Below are 14,465 nucleotides of genomic sequence, written 5' to 3' on the forward strand. Positions count from 1 at the left end.
ACAACATTCTTGAAAATAAGAATACATACGATGCCCTTTTTTAATCCAAATTTGAAGAGTTTTATAGTTTGACGGATTTTCCTTTGTCATTTTATTCACCTCCTTGTTAAGGATATTATAGCAAAAACAGAACGTATGTTTCTTTTGTTTTCTTGAAAATAAAATATTTCTTTCGATTCACCTCACCACCTTCACTTACGTTTAGAAGTGGGAGTCCTCTCGAAAGGCATATGATAGAAAGTGTAATTTTAATAAGCGGGGGCCTTCATCCCCCGCTCATTTCTATGCAGATTACATAAAAAAACATCCAATTATTTTAATCGGATGCTTTTTTATGTATATTTATCAGTTCATTAACTTTATAGCTATATATAATAAACTTAAGATTACTATTCATTATCATACTTACGCTTTCCGCAGCATTCTAGAGAAGAATGTAACGATTAAAATAAAGACGATTGCACCTAATAAAGCTGGAAGAATAAAGATGCCTCCCCATTCAGGACCCCAATGACCAAATAACGCACTACCTACCCAAGATCCGATTAATCCGGCAATCACGTTACCAACTATACCTAACGGAAAGTCTTTTCCTGTAATCATTCCAGCTAACGCACCAATAAGTCCACCTACAATACACGTAATAATAAGTCCCACAATTAAACCTCCTATATTCGTTTTATATTGGATTCATCAAGCTTTAGTATGTAACCAAAGCTTGATGAACATATATTATTCTTTATTATCCAATTCATCACTTATCTTTTGTTTCACTTTTCCGACTTTTTCTTTTATCGTTCCCTTCGTTTTTTCCCACTTCCCTTCATTTTTCAACTCTCTATCTTCTGTAACTTCACCAATTCCTTCTTTTACTTGTCCTTTTTTCTTTTCAACTTTACCTTTAACTTGTTCTTTTAGTCCGTTCTCACTCATATTTACAATCTCCTTTTCGTAATAGATTTATAGATTTACAGGATACAAATTTAAATAGAATACATGCATCTTCTTTCTTGTAACCATTCACCGACTCTTTCTAAATCCTTAACGAATAACAAGATTTTTCCTTCATCCAGCTTTTCTTCGTAGAAGTTCGCCTCTTCCTCATTAAGCCCTAACTCTTGCATCTTATTTCTTAACTGATCTCCTGTGTTTTGAAAGACGTTAATAATGCTTGTCCCAAGTCCCTCCTCTTTTATCCCAATTGTATTCACGTCTGCATTGTCTGCGATTCTATCTGTCCTCTCTTTCTCATGTGTTAATACGTAAATATCTTTTTGGTCTATCCCTTTCTTCACTAGATCATTCGCCGCATTCATGACCTCTTTCTCCGTAATAAATTCATATACAAAAGGTTTACTATACTTCGTTTCCATCTTTAACTTCCTCCTTTAAAATGAATTATTTGTTATATTATATGTAGTACACCCATTTTCGAAATGTTAAACATAAAATATGAAAAAAGTTATGTGAATTTTGATTTTAATAGAGAATGAACATCATCATTTACCTCTTTAAAACATCTTCTCCTTACAATAACTACCTAAATTAACAGAAAATTTTTATAATTAAACTTGAGGAGGGATACTATGAAAAAAATCATATCTATATGCGCTCTAACCGCTTTATCTTTCACCTTAATAGGTTGTACAAGTACCTCGGCTACAGATAAAGCTTCACAAGTTAAGCAAGAACATACACAAAATACCTTTCAATTAAATTCCGCTAATATTACAGACATTGAAATACTGAAAACAACAAATCATACTACTTCCAAATCTCAAACAGATAATGAAAAAATGATACAATCTATCGTTTCAGCAGTTCAAAATGGAACACCTAAAACAATCACTTTAGATCAAAAAAAGAGAGAATCTGCACATTCTACTATTACTGTTACATATAAAGATGACTCAAAAGAAGAATTTCTTGTGTGGGCTGATAATAAGGAGCAAATTACGATTGCTAAAGATGAGAAGAAAGATAAGGTAGAAGGTGTGATAGTGAATATTAAAGATGCTAAAATAATGAAGGATTTCTTTTAAAATTCTAGTTAACGTTAAAAAAAGTAGGATTACATCCTACTCTTTTTTTAATCATGCTCAATAAATAGACCTTTATAAAATCTATTTAAGGTCTAATTTTGCTAAATCATGTTGTAAAACATTGTTTCCTTCTTGTGGGTTAAATATGATTGCACTAAGACCAAAAACATTCGTAACAACATCTCTATCTTTCGGACGAATGATTCTTACTTCATAAGCAAAAAGTGCTGGAGGAAGAGCTGCTGAACGAAAAGTAACATATCGATTAGGTGGCAATGTTTGTGTTGAAGGGTCTATTAATGGTAACAATACCGGAGAACCTGATGACCAATCAAACATTTCAACTGTTACTCTACGAGTATCATCTGGATCAACATTCATAGCTTCAACAGTAAGAAATAACGTAGCGGAATGTCTACGTAATACACCCGTTGACAAAGTTTCATTGTGATGTTTATGACATCTTCCAGGAGGATGACCATAGCCATAGCTCATATCAATTCCCCCCTTTCATTTACAATTAAGGACAAGTATTCCTTATAATATATAATGCTAGTATTATTTTAATGAAAGGTATAAAAGCGGATTTCTATCTATATTATTAGATATTTTATTTTTCATTTATTCGCTCTTAAAGAATAAAACGAAACTTTAATCAGCCCTCACCAATCCGGGTCTTACTACCCGACAAATAGCGGTATAAATCTATTTTAAAAAGGACCTGCTCCATTCATTCATAAAAGCATAAAGTAAATGGAATCCGTTAAAACACATGAGTGACCCCTTGGTTTTCCCCTCTTATTAAAAGGAGGAACTGTTATGGGCTTTGGTGGTAGTTGTGGCGGCTGTGGCTTCGCTGGAGGATTTGCTTTATTAGTTGTATTATTTATTTTATTAATCATCGTTGGAGCTGCTTGCTTCTGCTAAAAACTATCGAAAGGACACTCACGTGAGTGTCCTTTCTTCATGAAAAAAGCTCTACGCAATGTGCAGAGGTTCAAGTGTAACGAATACTTTAAAAATGTAGTATTACATTCCCCCCTCCAAAATGAACTTCGATGCTATAAATTTCGTTTAAGTGCAATCTTAATATTTTAGTTTAATAGCAATATGGTGAAACTTTATTCCAAACAATATTGCTATTGCACCAAAGTAAAACAAACTGGACAACCTAGATTTCAAAAGGAAGACACCTTAAAGGTTGTCTTTTCTTCATAAGTAAAAAAAGCCCGCCTATTTCCGTAGGCGGGCTTTATCTTTATTACACAATATGAAAGTATACTCTCTTTTTCTTTGAAATTTTATGTAATTATACATATTCATGAAAATAGAAGAAGTGAAATTGTACGTTTAGATACAGTTTGGCAACAAACTAACTGTTTTCTTGTGCATTAATAGACAACTACTGCAAGAGTTATAGTTTTTATGTTTTCATTTCCTTTTTGCATTTCTCTTTTAATTAGACGAATGCTTTTTGTAGTACATAATAAAAAATATCCAGAAAAACTGTCACAAAATCTGTTTTTCTGGTTTCTCTATAATACAGGTATCAAATTGAAAGTGAGGTTTAAACAAACATGTTAACCATAGAAAATGAAGAAAGTCATACTTCTGATATGACCTTTGAAGATTTATTTAAGCAGTACTATGCTTACGCTGTGAAACAAATCATCTGGATTGTTAAAGATCAATCTATCGCTGAAGAGTTAGCACAAGAAGTATTTTTACAATTATATCGTAGTGATTGGAAAGGAATTGAAAACATACCTGGATGGTTGATTAAATCTTCTACTTATGTAGCCTATAACCATTTTCGATCTAAAAAAAGGCAGCAAGCGAAGATTGATAAAGAAATACAATACCATGAAGTACAAAATGTTTCATCATTAGACGATGATTGGATAAGAAAAGAAGAAATTACAAAGGTCCAAACGATACTAAATAAAATGAATGATCGAGAACGAACCCTTTTACTAATGAAATTCTCTGGTTTTCAATATAAAGAAATTGCAGAAGTACTTCAAATTGAAATATCTTCTATTGGAACATTATTGGTCCGAGCCAAAATGAAATTTCGCAAGATTTATAAACAAATGGAGGAGGCATAACAAATGAAATGTTATGATATCGGATTTATTCAAACATATATTGATGGAGAACTTTCTCATGATATAAGAAAGGAATTTACAAAGCACCTAGATACATGTGAAGCATGCCAAGATTTATTAGTAGAAATCACTAGATTAAATCAATGGGAAAACGTAATGCTAGATGAAGAGTCTGCAAATTCACCACAAGAAATCAAAATTGATATAGAACAAGCATGGAAAACATTTGAAAGTCGTTCCAAGTCAGACAATGTTTCTAATATAAATTACAAAAAACAACAGAAGAAGGGACTCTTTACAAACATGAGTAAAAAATCAAAACGTTTCATTTATACAGCAGTAGCTGCAACAGCACTTTTTACAGCAGCAATGATTCCACAAGTACAAGTGGCGGCTACAAATGTTGCCTCATATTTTTCTGATGCAATTACAAATGATAAAGTTGTAAATGAAGGAATACAAGATGAAAATGGTGTCACACAAGATATGATGAAGAATGGTAAATATATTCCTATTGATGAAAAAATTACAGATCAAGGTATTACTGTGCACCTCAAAGAATTATATATATCAGATTTACGTATATCAGTTCATTATAGAATGGAAAAATCTGATGGAAGTTTAGTACCCTTTGAATTTGATACATCAGGATTAGAGCTCGAAAATGATGGTAAAATTAATGGGCAACAAGAGGAAAACCCTGAGATCAAAAATGAAGGAAGACTATCATTTATCGATGATTCAGATGATTATCTTCCTTTTGAACTTATGGCAGCAGGTAAAAAATTAAATGATATAGGTATTCGTGATAATGATAGACCCGAAGGTGTTTCTACATTTGTTATAGTTAATGAAGGAAGAGACGATTTTAAACAGCCCCTTACTTTAGATGTAAATATAACTAGAATTGGAAAAGTAGTTGGATCTTGGAAAGGTCAATTTCAAATTGATACTTCACATTTGAAAAATAATACGAATTAACATGAAAAGAAGAATAGAACAATATGTATTTAATGCTCAGTTTATATGTTTTCTTGTTTTCATTACATTTATTTCTTATATAGTTTTTACTCTATCTTTTATTTATGATTTAAGTTTATAACCTTAAATCAATCATTTAAAACCATTACAAGAAAAAGATCTCTAAAAAAGTAGGGAAATACATAACCGATTTCTTAACATTTAAGGAATCGGTTATTTTGTATTTAAAATGCGTCTAGACGTACAATTTTCTTTTTTTGATATAGTGACCTCCAATACATCATTGTCCTTCTCTAATCTCATATCTATTTTAAGAAGAGTCATTTACAAATTCAAAAAAACCCTCAAAGCATCTACTTTAAGGGGATTTCTCCTATCATCTTCTCTCTTCATACAATCGATTTGCTTTATACGAGCAAACGAAAAACATACATGTCGCAACGGGGATAAATGTCAAAAAAAGTCCTCTCATTAATGCAAATGGCGTTTCAAATAAGAATGACCATAGAAATGATACACCTTGCTTATCCCATAATCCTGGCGTCAAGTATAGTTCTTTCGGATTTACAAAGGCTCCTAAATTCATTGTATTACTATACACAAATAAAAATAATATCGGCAAATAACAGATCGCTAATTCTAAAAATGTTTTAGATAGACGCTTATACTTCCCTGCTCGTGACATTGGATCTGAAAAAATGTCATCTTCACTTTCTTCATCTACCTTTTTAAAATATTGCGTACCTGACCACCGATTACCAGCTATATGCTCCCAGCCACTATCTTCAAATAATGTGCAGTAATTAATAAAATCACTTTTTCTACTAAATACTCTATGGTCTATTTTAATCGTCGCATCTTCCGGTTCTGTATATCTAAATGTATAACCAAATGTATTGCTTTCTAGTTGATAGCCTTTCCAAGCCATCTCCTCTAACCATTTTTCCTCTTTCTCAAAGTCTAAAAAGAATTTCAATCTCCACATCATCGTTTCCCCCTAACTATACGTGTAATAAACTTTTTGTAACCGCAATAATGTGCTGCATTCTCATAAAATCTAAATGCAATACTTCTTTCCCGCGTTCTGTAATGACATACACTTTTCTTCGTTTATCTTCACTTTTTACCGATTCTATTAACCCTTGTTTTAATAAATTTTCCACCGCACCATACAATGTACCCGCTGCGATTTTCACTTGATGATTACTCAGTTCCTCCACCTTTTGCATAATTAAATATCCATGAGCTGGCTCTAATAAAGCTAAAAGAACGTAATACGTTGTTTCCGTTAATGGTAAATTTTTATCTCTATTCATAAAGACCTCCAATGTAACGATAACTATATAGCTAAACTATATAGCTAAACTATATAGTTAAACTGTATAGTTTGATTTTATACAGTTAGACTGTATATGTCAAATGTAGGAATAACTTTATAACCCAAAACAAAAACGCTACCTTTTTAAAAGATAGCGTTTTTATTTTACCCTTGCTTATTCTTCGCCTTCATTTGCTCATCAAGAGAGTTTTTTTCAGTTTCTAACACACTCATATCACTTTTCAACTTTTGCGTTTTTGCAAAATGTTCATCTACTAATTTATTATATTCTTTCTCAGAGTACATTTTTTCACTAGTTGATGTCGTTTTCTCTTTCGTAACAACTACATTAATAATTACAAATAAAGCTATAATTCCTATTAACGCAGCGAAAATCTTCTTTTTATTCATGATTAATCCTCCAAAATGTAAAATTTCAAAAATTATCATAACAGACCAATTCCCTTTTACCTGTCATATTTTGTCGAATTAATACAATAAAAAAAGCATCTAAAACAGATGCTTTTTCTCATTCTTAATACGTAAACGTAATCGTCACTAAAGAATACCCTTCTTTCGCATTGTAAGGCTCCGCTTTATAAGAAACACGGTTGGACCCTTGCGGATAACCGATTTCTCCAATTGCCTTTTTCACATCTTGCAGTGCACCGTTCATTGATTGCTTATAAAGTACTTCTATCTTTTCTGGCTTTGCACTATAACCCTGCTGCATTTTATTTTTTAATTCGGTATAGTTATTTGCGATATATTCATTTCCTAAATAGTTTAACTTTGTATCTTTTAATATTTGCTGATATGCAGGCGTTTTCGTACTACCTGCCGCAATTTTGTTTGTCAGTGTACTATAATAATTTGTTGTAGCTTGCGGATAGTCTCCACGGTTCCACTCATGATTTCTTGCGATTTGTTCATCTGATAAATTGAAATACGAATACGTTACGCGGCCCTGCTCATCTGGAACCGGATCATCGAATGTTGTATCAAGGTGATACCATTTGTTTTCGATTTTCACTAAATTCCAAGCATGAGGTTGTCCGTCCCCAGTTCCTGTCACGAAATGATTTTCAATTCCTGCTTCTTTTAATAATTGATAAGTTAATAGTGCGTAACCTTGGCAAACCGCAGAACGATTTACAAGTGCTTCATATGCTGTATAAGCTTTATAAGACGTATCATAAGAAACATGCTTTACTACGTAATCATGAATCGCCTTCACTTTTTCGTGATCATCCATTCCAACTTGAGTAATAGAAGAAACGATTGCTTTCGCTTGTTTCATGACATATTCCGTCTGTTCTTTCGTTTCACGATATGTAATCTTAAGCGTAAACGTATAATTTCCAGGTGATCCAGAAAGCCCATATGAAACATTCGATCTATTATTATTTGTATACTCATTTTTACTTGCCACTTCTTTATATGCGTTAAAAAGTGTATTCATCACTTCGTTTGTATTATTATTTTTCGTTTTATATGGCAGTGTAATATTTGTCTCGTATGTATTAATACGCTTTTGTACTTCCTCTTTAAACGCTTTTAATAATGCCGCATCCCCTGTATCTTTCACATCAGCATTTTTATACTTCAAAGTTTTATATAAAAACTGCGCATACTGTTCACGTGTTACTGTGCCATACGGTTCAAAATTCCCGTTCCCTGTGCCATCTGCGATTCCATTTGACTGCACCGCACTAATTGCATTTTCTGCCCAAAATGGATTTGGAACATCCTTAAAGGTATGTTTTTGTTTTGCCGCAAGATGGAAAGCATTCGTAAGAATTTGTGCCATTTCCGCACGATTCACAGAAGCTTTCGGTCTAAATTGGCCATTTTCATCACCTTTAAAAACTCCTAAATTCGTTAAAGTTAATACCTCTTCTGGAAACATTGTAGAACTTTGATTAATATCACCGTAAGGATTTTTAAACGTAGACCCATCCTTTAATACGTAACGAGTTCCATCATTACTAAACGAACCGCCTTGTTTATTCGGTACTAACACTCGATAAATTAAAGCCGCAACTTGCTCCCTTGTCGCAACATCTCCAAAACCAAATATCCCATTTCCATAACCGGAAATAATATTCTTACTCGCTAAATCTTTAATCGCAGGATATGACCAATGTGATGTCGGCACATCAGAAAAAACACCCACTTCAGCAGCTTTTACATCGCTGCCATTTGTATATAACAACGCACCACCAATCAGTGATAATGATGTAATTGATTTTAATAGTTTTGTATACATAATGTCTTCTCCCAATACGTTCTCTATTTTTGTTGGTTTATGTCGAAAAATCTAAAAATATGACAAAATATATTATACAATTAAAAGTTTTTGAGGGATATATTGAATTTTAAAATATGCAAAAATTCATATTAATATATTTTTCCGTATTAATATTATGTTGTTTTTCTTTTGTATATATATAAGTAGTCAAACCAACACAAATAATAAAAAGACAGCTATCCGTAGATAACTGTCTTTTTATTGAATCCAATTTAATTATTTTGAAAATCTAGCATACCCCAAGAAATGCTTTTGAGTGTATGAACTATTTATCTTACTTTTAATTACACCTGTTGTTTCGTCAGCAGCATGAATATATTCACCATTTCCTAAATATATTCCTAAATGAGAAGGACCCGCTTTATATGTATTCTGTAAGAATACTAAATCTCCTGGTTGAGGATCACTTATTTTTGTAACCATTCCCCAATATCCAGCTACGCTTGTTCTTCCAATATTGTATCCATTATTTTTAAATACATAATAAATAAAACCGCTACAATCAAATGAATTAGGTCCACTATTTCCAAATACATATGGTTTTCCTAATTGTTTTAAAGCAAGGTCAACCACCCCAGAATTACCAGAATCTGTTTGGTTAAGATTAATCCACTTGTCGCCTTCCCATGTTTTAATCTTCAACCAGCCACTAGTTGTCCCATCTATTATTCTAAAATTCTGTGGACTATATAATGCTCCAGCGTTTGCTTTTGCTGAACTAAATGAAGGTTCATTATACGCATAGAATGATTTATTTATAAATCTTTCTTCTCCATCTAGATTCATCCATTTCTCGCCTTCCCATGTTTTAACCTTTAACCACCCACTAGTTGTCCCATCCACTACTCTAAAATTCTGTGGATTATATAATGCTCCAGCGTTTGCTTTTGCTGCATTAAATGAAGCTTCGTTATACGCATAGAATGATTTGTTTACGAATCTTTCTTCTCCATCTGGATTGATCCACTTATAACCTTCATAAGTACTTACTTTCATCCAGCCATTTTCTTTTCTTTCTACTACTCCCCAATTTTGTGGGTTAAATGGTGCTCCATAATTTGCTTTCTTTGCATTAAATGAAGGCTCATTATATGCATAAATCGTTTTGTTGACGGTAATTTGTTCAGCCGCAGGATTCATCCATTTTTCGCCTTCCCACGTCTTAAATTTAAGCCAACCATCTGTTGTTCCATCTACTATTCTAAATGTTTGTCGCCCGTACTTCGCTCCAGCATTCGCAATCTTTGATGAGAGAGAAGGTTCATCATATGCATAGAAATCTCCCATGACACGTACTTCCCCATTTAAGTTAATCCAAACTGGACCTTCCCATGTTTCAATCTTCCACCAGCCATTATCTCTTTTTTCCACGACTCCTACATTTTGAGCACCATACTCTGATCCGCCATTTGTTTTAGCTGAATTAAAAGATGGTTCCTTATACCCATAGAATGATTGATTCACATATTCTGAACTACTAGTAGCGTGAGTTACTATACTAAATGTAGAAATAGATAAAATGAGAATTAATAGCAATGATACGCCTTTTTTAAACATATAAATTTTTCACCTCTTCCTTTTTTTAACAGTATATTACCATAAGTACATTAACATAAATTTCTTTATTTATCTATAATTTACCATATTAATTGGTAAACAATTTAGATTATTATATTTCTTTTAAACCCTCTCTATTCAAGGCATAATTGGGTTCAATGTAATAAAAAATACAAGATATGCAATATTGCATATCTTGTATTTTTTATATTAAATTATTAATCTATTCCTTTCTTATACATCAGTATCTAATTTTTGCTAGTTGCTCTTCTTTTTAAAATAACTATTTTGTTCACTTTTTTGATACATTTACGAAACATTTCTCTGTTATCTTCATTAAGTTCTTTTCTTTTTATAATGTCGTGCGAGATATACCAACATAGGAAGCCCTAGCCCCCTAATCCTAGGGCTTCTTTTTTAATAAGGATTTTATGCATTTTATTATTCCCACCAACTTTTAAATTTTATATTCAATATATAATTACATTTAGTTTAAAATATATCAATGAAACGTCACGTGTTTCAAATACAACATTTTTTGATGACCTTTAATACATAAAATGTTGTTATCAAGTCGGAGTAAAGCACCTTTGGGTGTCTTTTCTTTTGTACATTATATCCATTAGGGCTCATTTATTTTTTACAAAACCCACCCTTTTGCTTCCAACGGCGACGAGGAGTGGTTTTTTTGTTATCTTTTTCTAAAATTTGTTTCCTAAAAACATACGCATAAACTTTACATACAATGTTTTTCACAAATACCTTTAGAAGTTCAAACAAAACTCCATTAGAGATAGTTTTATTAAATTTTTCACTACTAGCCGTAAAAATATCTTATAATCTCTATATAACAAATTAATGTATTAGGAGTAGATGAAATGCCAGTTACACTCGAACTTATTCTTTTCATTCTTATAGCAATTAGTGCTGTTGGCTATTTAATAAAAGAATTTCAAAAAACTAGGAAACGAACACTTGGAATTTCACTAGAATTTTTAGTTCTTTTCTGGTCAATATGGAGAATATCAACTATCATAATCTAATTTATAAAACATGAATTCCTTCGAATGAAGTGAAACTTTAATCAGTGGGAGTTTTATTCATCCCCTACTGATTATTAGTTAAACCAACCAGGCTTTTGCAGGATAAATTTACCAGTATTTTTACCACAACATTCATGTTAAAATCCCTTGTGAGTACGACATAACTCGACCTTATGAAGCTCCGCAGCTTTTATCGCGGAGCTTTTTTTATTTAAATTAAAGCTTTTGTTCACTTTTTCGATACATTTACGAAACATTCATATGTTACGTTATATAAGTCCTTTTTTAAATCTTATTCATTCTAGCAAAAAGTCCTAGTCCCCCTAGGGCTTTTTTGCATTCAAACAATGAGTTGTATTTTTTCTCAATAATCGAAACTACTTAACATAGTAAAATAATAATCGGACTGGCATTCAATACCATATTACAATGGATCAAATCGCAAAAAGGCACCTTAGGGTGTCTTTTTTATAGAGAATCAGTTTAAAAACTAAAAATAAAAGAACCTCAATAAATGAGGTTCAAAAAATCTACTATTTTAAATTACCTTCGTAAAAAGCAACTCCATTTTGAACATGTTTTAAATACCACGTAATCGTCCCGCCACAAACATTTTCATTAAAACTATTAGCATATACTCCATTTGAGTAATAAAGAGTTCTTTTGAATTTACCATTAGAATACTCATAAGGAATTGAGCATGTTGCTTGCTTCGGAGAGCTCACAGCTTTTTGTGTATCAGCTGAAGCTGCACCAATTCCTCCTGTTAATGCAATACCTGTTGCTAACGCTCCTACTACTAATTTCTTGAACATAATAAATCCCCCTTTAATAGTTTTTATAGATTACAACTTAAATGTATCACTTTTGTAATTTATGTAAATATCTTGAATATGTAGAAATATTTATTTAATTATTGGTAATATTGGGATTATATTTTATCAAATGGAAAATAGAGGAATTAGAAAAGCATGTGAAAATACAGATAGGTTTATATTAAATGAACGTGGTTCAAGTCGGCGAAAGACACCTTTTGGTGTCTTTTTTGTACATAAAAAATCTCACCATCTTATAGAAACGATAAGCCCTGTAAAACAATAATTGCAACTATATTAATTTTACATTACATTAAGGTTAGAGAATGTTCTTATTTTAATAAAGTGCTAAATAGTAGGTGGAAAAATGGAATTTAACGATTTGGGTATTACCATTAAAGAACTTAGAATCAAAAAAAATATATCACAATCCGAATTATGTCATGGAATATGTTCACAAAGTCAAATTAGCAAGATTGAAAAAGGTATGATTTATCCATCTAGTATATTGTTATATCAATTATCAGAAAGACTTGGTATTGATCCGAATAACATATTTGCACTAACTCAAAACAAAAGATTAAAATATGTAGAAAATGTAAAATACGTAATAAAAGATTGCTTAAAGCAAAAACAATATAAAGAACTTTATGAAATAGTAAAAAAAGAGAAAAACTTAAATAATTTTCAAACAAAAGATGAGAAACAATTTCTAATGTGGCATGAAGCAATTGCTGTATTTATGGTGGATAAATCAATAAAAACTGCTTTAGATTTTTTAAATAATGCATTAAAACTGACTTTAACTAATTCTGATTTTTTATCAGAAAGAGAAATAGATATTATGCAAACAATGGCTATATTTTATGCAGAAAATAAAGAATATGAAAAAAGTATTAATATATTCAAAAGATGTTTAACTAATTTTAATAAGTTAGATTTTCCTAGAGATAAAGAAATTAAATTAAAACTCATGTTAAATTTAGCAAAATGTTTCGACTTCACATATCAATATGAAGAGGCAATAAAGTACATTGATAAGGGTATCAAATTAGCAATTAATCTACATACTTTATACCTACTAGGTGAACTATTCTATTTAAAAGGTCAGTGTTTATTAAAAATGAAACAACATAATGTAGAAGATGTTATTTATAACTGGAAAAAAGCATTATTTATATTTGAACTAACAGAAAAAGAATATTATACAAAAGTGATACCAGATGAACTTATTGAATTACAAAATAAAAAACACTCATAATTTCATAAAAACTACTTACAAATCCTATAGAAAAAATCCTTATAGCTTTTAAACTTAGATCGATAATATTAAAATAATTTAAGCCGGCGGAAGGCACCTTTAGGTGTCTTTTCTTTATTTTTACAAGGACCTGCTCAATTAATTTTTAAAAACATAATAGGGAATATTGTTTTATTTATCTCATTTTCATTCATGCTATATATAAAATTCGTTAATAAACCCACCTCAAATACTAGTTCCTTTTATAAGCCGTTTTTTTGATGTAGATGACATTATTCTCAATACAATAGAATGAATTATTGGAACATACTTAGCGATATATATCAAAAAATAATATTAAGAAAACCCCTCCACCTTAAGGTAGAAGGGATCTTCTAATTTCTATTTCAAACTACCCAAAATTTCCGTAAAGGTACCCTAAGCGCATGTGTATCTGGATATCCTAAACTTCTTTCACCAACTACCACTCCTCTGCCGAACGATCTTTCACCGATAGATTGTATGCCGTGAAGTGCTACTTGTAACATTTCAATTTAGATATACGACAGTAAAGAATACATTATCACAGTGTCAGCAAGCAAAAGTGTATTCTGCATTTCTGAAAACAGTAGATGGCAGATTGTGACCTACTGAATCTGCTAAGAAAGAATATACAAGAACATCCTTAACATCCTCTTTATTTCCACTAATGATGACATCAAGGAAATCTTCTACTTGAAATTCTGGAGTAAACAACACAATCTTAGTTGTTCTGTTTGGTTCTAAAGAAACAAAAGTACGAGAGATTTCAACTAATTCATTTTGAGTTGGGAAAAAGGTGTTTCGACTTCTCTTAACAGTTACCGTTACATTACTAGTATGGCAGCGTGAATCATTGTTTAACATAATGTTGAGAGCAGTTGGAATAATCCCATTTTCAGAAACTGGAACTCGAAACACTCCAGTAGATTTATGAGCCATATAATCAGATCCTTCCAAAATAAAATATATTTACAATATATTAAATGCAAAAAACGTTCATTTTGATAT

15 protein-coding genes and 2 pseudogenes are annotated in these 14,465 nt (G+C 31.4%); 5 read left to right on the plus strand and 12 right to left on the minus strand.

Translation table 11 applies throughout. The features are described from left to right. Positions 1 to 405 precede the first annotated feature (405 nt). The 3 genes from EBQ15_RS29655 to EBQ15_RS29665 form a co-directional block, all read right to left on the minus strand. Positions 406 to 657 carry a GlsB/YeaQ/YmgE family stress response membrane protein gene (locus EBQ15_RS29655; protein WP_000522902.1) on the minus strand — a complete coding sequence of 84 codons (252 nt, stop codon included), beginning with the start codon at positions 655 to 657 and terminating at the stop codon, positions 406 to 408. A gap of 75 nt (positions 658 to 732) precedes the next feature. Beyond that, on the minus strand, positions 733 to 933 hold the full coding sequence (locus EBQ15_RS29660; RefSeq protein WP_001293468.1) for a CsbD family protein: 201 nt from the start codon (positions 931 to 933) through the stop codon (positions 733 to 735). Positions 934 to 983: 50 nt separating this feature from the next. Next, positions 984 to 1,373, minus strand: a complete 390-nt coding sequence (locus EBQ15_RS29665) for a YflT domain-containing protein (RefSeq protein ID WP_000448812.1) — start codon at positions 1,371 to 1,373, stop codon at positions 984 to 986. A 213-nt stretch (positions 1,374 to 1,586) separates the two neighbouring features. Here EBQ15_RS29665 and EBQ15_RS29670 point away from each other — a divergent pair, with 213 nt between their 5' ends. After that, on the plus strand, positions 1,587 to 2,042 hold the full coding sequence (locus tag EBQ15_RS29670; protein ID WP_000720862.1) for a hypothetical protein: 456 nt from the start codon (positions 1,587 to 1,589) through the stop codon (positions 2,040 to 2,042). A gap of 81 nt (positions 2,043 to 2,123) precedes the next feature. Here the strand turns inward: EBQ15_RS29670 and EBQ15_RS29675 are convergent, their stop codons facing one another. Beyond that, entirely contained in the window at positions 2,124 to 2,537 is a 414-nt protein-coding gene (locus tag EBQ15_RS29675; RefSeq protein ID WP_000120203.1) for a hypothetical protein, read from the minus strand. A 324-nt stretch (positions 2,538 to 2,861) separates the two neighbouring features. Here EBQ15_RS29675 and EBQ15_RS29680 point away from each other — a divergent pair, with 324 nt between their 5' ends. The 3 genes from EBQ15_RS29680 (at position 2,862) to EBQ15_RS29690 (ending at position 5,131) form a co-directional block, all read left to right on the plus strand. Next, positions 2,862 to 2,969, plus strand: a complete 108-nt coding sequence (locus tag EBQ15_RS29680) for a YjcZ family sporulation protein (RefSeq protein ID WP_000505670.1) — start codon at positions 2,862 to 2,864, stop codon at positions 2,967 to 2,969. Between the two features lie 650 nt (positions 2,970 to 3,619). Continuing rightward, positions 3,620 to 4,150, plus strand: coding sequence for an RNA polymerase sigma factor SigX (locus tag EBQ15_RS29685; RefSeq protein ID WP_000955515.1), 531 nt, complete (start codon positions 3,620 to 3,622; stop codon positions 4,148 to 4,150). A gap of 3 nt (positions 4,151 to 4,153) precedes the next feature. Then, positions 4,154 to 5,131, plus strand: coding sequence for a DUF4179 domain-containing protein (locus tag EBQ15_RS29690; protein ID WP_000650421.1), 978 nt, complete (start codon positions 4,154 to 4,156; stop codon positions 5,129 to 5,131). Positions 5,132 to 5,507: 376 nt separating this feature from the next. Here the strand turns inward: EBQ15_RS29690 and EBQ15_RS29695 are convergent, their stop codons facing one another. The 6 genes and pseudogenes from EBQ15_RS29695 to EBQ15_RS29720 all read right to left on the minus strand — a co-directional run bounded on the left by EBQ15_RS29695 (position 5,508) and on the right by EBQ15_RS29720 (position 12,175). Beyond that, entirely contained in the window at positions 5,508 to 6,119 is a 612-nt protein-coding gene (locus EBQ15_RS29695) for a DUF2812 domain-containing protein (RefSeq protein WP_001999228.1), read from the minus strand. A 13-nt stretch (positions 6,120 to 6,132) separates the two neighbouring features. Next, the gene (locus EBQ15_RS29700; RefSeq protein ID WP_001078063.1) at positions 6,133 to 6,447 is read right to left on the minus strand and encodes a PadR family transcriptional regulator; all 315 of its coding nucleotides are present in this window, start codon (positions 6,445 to 6,447) and stop codon (positions 6,133 to 6,135) included. Positions 6,448 to 6,635: 188 nt separating this feature from the next. Next, a pseudogene (locus EBQ15_RS29705) lies at positions 6,636 to 6,860 on the minus strand (hypothetical protein); the annotation flags it as partial. A gap of 124 nt (positions 6,861 to 6,984) precedes the next feature. Next, a complete protein-coding gene (locus EBQ15_RS29710; protein WP_000288177.1) occupies positions 6,985 to 8,718 on the minus strand; it encodes an S-layer homology domain-containing protein in 1,734 nt (577 codons plus the stop codon). Positions 8,719 to 8,976: 258 nt separating this feature from the next. Next, on the minus strand, positions 8,977 to 10,317 hold the full coding sequence (locus EBQ15_RS29715; protein WP_000473138.1) for a C40 family peptidase: 1,341 nt from the start codon (positions 10,315 to 10,317) through the stop codon (positions 8,977 to 8,979). 1,576 nt (positions 10,318 to 11,893) lie between these two features. After that, positions 11,894 to 12,175 carry an LCI fold-containing protein gene (locus tag EBQ15_RS29720; protein WP_000473814.1) on the minus strand — a complete coding sequence of 94 codons (282 nt, stop codon included), beginning with the start codon at positions 12,173 to 12,175 and terminating at the stop codon, positions 11,894 to 11,896. A gap of 367 nt (positions 12,176 to 12,542) precedes the next feature. Between EBQ15_RS29720 and EBQ15_RS29725 the strand changes: the two genes are divergently transcribed. After that, a complete protein-coding gene (locus EBQ15_RS29725; RefSeq protein WP_000395470.1) occupies positions 12,543 to 13,436 on the plus strand; it encodes a helix-turn-helix domain-containing protein in 894 nt (297 codons plus the stop codon). A gap of 443 nt (positions 13,437 to 13,879) precedes the next feature. Here the strand turns inward: EBQ15_RS29725 and EBQ15_RS32160 are convergent. Both EBQ15_RS32160 and EBQ15_RS29740 read right to left on the minus strand, forming a co-directional pair. Beyond that, a pseudogene (locus EBQ15_RS32160) lies at positions 13,880 to 13,966 on the minus strand (dihydroxyacetone kinase, ATP-dependent); the annotation flags it as partial. A 40-nt stretch (positions 13,967 to 14,006) separates the two neighbouring features. Beyond that, positions 14,007 to 14,396 carry a hypothetical protein gene (locus tag EBQ15_RS29740; RefSeq protein WP_000940662.1) on the minus strand — a complete coding sequence of 130 codons (390 nt, stop codon included), beginning with the start codon at positions 14,394 to 14,396 and terminating at the stop codon, positions 14,007 to 14,009. Positions 14,397 to 14,465: the final 69 nt, after the last annotated feature.

Origin of the sequence: Bacillus sp. 2D03 (genome assembly GCF_003946765.1) — a bacterium.
Taxonomy (GTDB): Bacteria; Bacillota; Bacilli; order Bacillales; family Bacillaceae_G; genus Bacillus_A; species Bacillus_A cereus.

Bases quoted from the DNA above. Each gene is read 5' to 3' on its own strand.
- EBQ15_RS29740 (WP_000940662.1), bottom strand. From the start codon at position 14,396: ATGGCTCATAAATCTACTGGAGTGTTTCGAGTTCCAGTTTCTGAAAAT.
- EBQ15_RS29685 (WP_000955515.1), top strand. From the start codon at position 3,620: ATGTTAACCATAGAAAATGAAGAAAGTCATACTTCTGATATGACCTTT.
- EBQ15_RS29695 (WP_001999228.1), bottom strand. From the start codon at position 6,119: ATGATGTGGAGATTGAAATTCTTTTTAGACTTTGAGAAAGAGGAAAAA.
- EBQ15_RS29690 (WP_000650421.1), top strand. From the start codon at position 4,154: ATGAAATGTTATGATATCGGATTTATTCAAACATATATTGATGGAGAA.
- EBQ15_RS29665 (WP_000448812.1), bottom strand. From the start codon at position 1,373: ATGGAAACGAAGTATAGTAAACCTTTTGTATATGAATTTATTACGGAG.
- EBQ15_RS29715 (WP_000473138.1), bottom strand. From the start codon at position 10,317: ATGTTTAAAAAAGGCGTATCATTGCTATTAATTCTCATTTTATCTATT.
- EBQ15_RS29675 (WP_000120203.1), bottom strand. From the start codon at position 2,537: ATGAGCTATGGCTATGGTCATCCTCCTGGAAGATGTCATAAACATCAC.
- EBQ15_RS29725 (WP_000395470.1), top strand. From the start codon at position 12,543: ATGGAATTTAACGATTTGGGTATTACCATTAAAGAACTTAGAATCAAA.
- EBQ15_RS29720 (WP_000473814.1), bottom strand. From the start codon at position 12,175: ATGTTCAAGAAATTAGTAGTAGGAGCGTTAGCAACAGGTATTGCATTA.
- EBQ15_RS29710 (WP_000288177.1), bottom strand. From the start codon at position 8,718: ATGTATACAAAACTATTAAAATCAATTACATCATTATCACTGATTGGT.
- EBQ15_RS29660 (WP_001293468.1), bottom strand. From the start codon at position 933: ATGAGTGAGAACGGACTAAAAGAACAAGTTAAAGGTAAAGTTGAAAAG.
- EBQ15_RS29670 (WP_000720862.1), top strand. From the start codon at position 1,587: ATGAAAAAAATCATATCTATATGCGCTCTAACCGCTTTATCTTTCACC.
- EBQ15_RS29700 (WP_001078063.1), bottom strand. From the start codon at position 6,447: ATGAATAGAGATAAAAATTTACCATTAACGGAAACAACGTATTACGTT.
- EBQ15_RS29680 (WP_000505670.1), top strand. From the start codon at position 2,862: ATGGGCTTTGGTGGTAGTTGTGGCGGCTGTGGCTTCGCTGGAGGATTT.